The organism is Mesorhizobium sp. M7A.F.Ca.US.014.04.1.1 (assembly GCF_003998745.1).
In the GTDB taxonomy this organism is placed as follows: domain Bacteria; phylum Pseudomonadota; class Alphaproteobacteria; order Rhizobiales; family Rhizobiaceae; genus Mesorhizobium; species Mesorhizobium ciceri.
Genome location: NZ_RZRW01001011.1, coordinates 1 through 1,264, shown reverse-complemented (window position 1 = coordinate 1,264; position 1,264 = coordinate 1). Strand labels below are relative to the sequence as shown.

Below are 1,264 nucleotides of genomic sequence, written 5' to 3'. Positions count from 1 at the left end.
ATTCTGCCCCAGGAGCGCGGGCGTTTTCACATGGACGGCAAAGTGCCGGTCCCAGGCCCGCCAGTCGAAATCCAGAACCGAATCGTCCTCGAACAGCGACGCGTTGTTGACCAGCAGCGAGAGCGGCCCGAGCGCTGCTTGCGCCTCGCCGATAAGGTCATCGATGGCGTCCATATCGGTCAGGTCGGCGGCGACCACTGCGGCGCGGCCACCTCCGGCGATGATTTCGGCAGCCAACGCATCGGCCTCGCTGCGCGAGCGGTTGCAATGGATGGCGACGGCAAAACCGTGCGCGGCGAGATCCTCGACGATCGCCCTGCCGATCCGCCTGGCCCCGCCCGTCACCAGCGCCGTGACAGTGGCTTTGCTCATATGGTGTCAATCCTCAATTTCGGCCCGAAAAAGCAGTGCCGGCGAAATATGGCCCGGCATGCGTTAAATGGTGTTCGCACCTTGGGCAGCATTGTGGCGAAACGGCCGTTTGGGCATCTTGGCCCGCCCTGGACTCAGGCGTGCCCGACCGCAATATAGGGTGCTGGAGTCCTTGCACCAAGCGGTGTGCAGCGCAGCACCGGATGGTTCCTGCCATTTCGCTGTTGCGAAGATGCAACGTCAAGGTTCTGCCTCATTTGCGCCGGGGAATGACCCAAGTTCAGGTTCGCTTCAGCCGCATTTTGACACGACATTTGGAACCGACGAACGCCAGATCCGTTTCCCCCCCGGACGGGTCGATGGCGATCGTGAGAAACAAGCCTGTGTCCTGTGGCTTAAGGAGTAAAGAACAATGCAAGCCAATCTCAAATTCGCACGGCCGCTGGCCGTTGCGCTCGGGCTCTTCGCCCTCAGCGGAACTGCCTATGCTGCTGACGTGGTTTCGGAAGAGCCGCCGGCACCTGCGCCGATCGCTGAACTTCCCGTCGCTTCGTGGGCCGGCCCCTACGCCGGTCTCAACGTCGGCTATGGCTTCAGCGGCCATACCAAGGAAAAGGATCTGGGTGTTGACAATGTTGACGTCGGCACCAAGGGCTTCGTCGGCAGCGTCTTCGGCGGCTATCAGTGGCAGCAAGAGAACTTCGTCTACGGCGCTGAAGCCGAACTCGGCTACAACGGCGTCAAGGGCGACGATTCTGGCGTCAATTCCAAGGCCGGCTTCGAGGGTTCGTTGCGAGCCCGTCTCGGCTATGCCGTGACCCCCGAAATCCTGCTCTATGGCACCGGCGGTCTCGCCGGAAGAAGCCTGAAGGTCGAAGACGACGTATACGGT

The 1,264-nt window shown here is 61.6% G+C and carries 2 protein-coding genes; one reads left to right on the top strand and one right to left on the bottom strand.

Annotated elements, in window-relative coordinates:
• Positions 1 to 372, bottom strand: a 372-nt coding sequence (locus EOA22_RS34035; protein ID WP_127390635.1) for an SDR family NAD(P)-dependent oxidoreductase, incomplete at its 3' end; no start/stop codon positions are given.
• A gap of 412 nt (positions 373 to 784) precedes the next feature.
• On the opposite strand from EOA22_RS34035, the gene EOA22_RS34030 reads away from it, so the two are divergent.
• The coding region (locus EOA22_RS34030; RefSeq protein ID WP_164756199.1) for an outer membrane beta-barrel protein at positions 785 to 1,264 on the top strand (480 nt) is incomplete at its 3' end.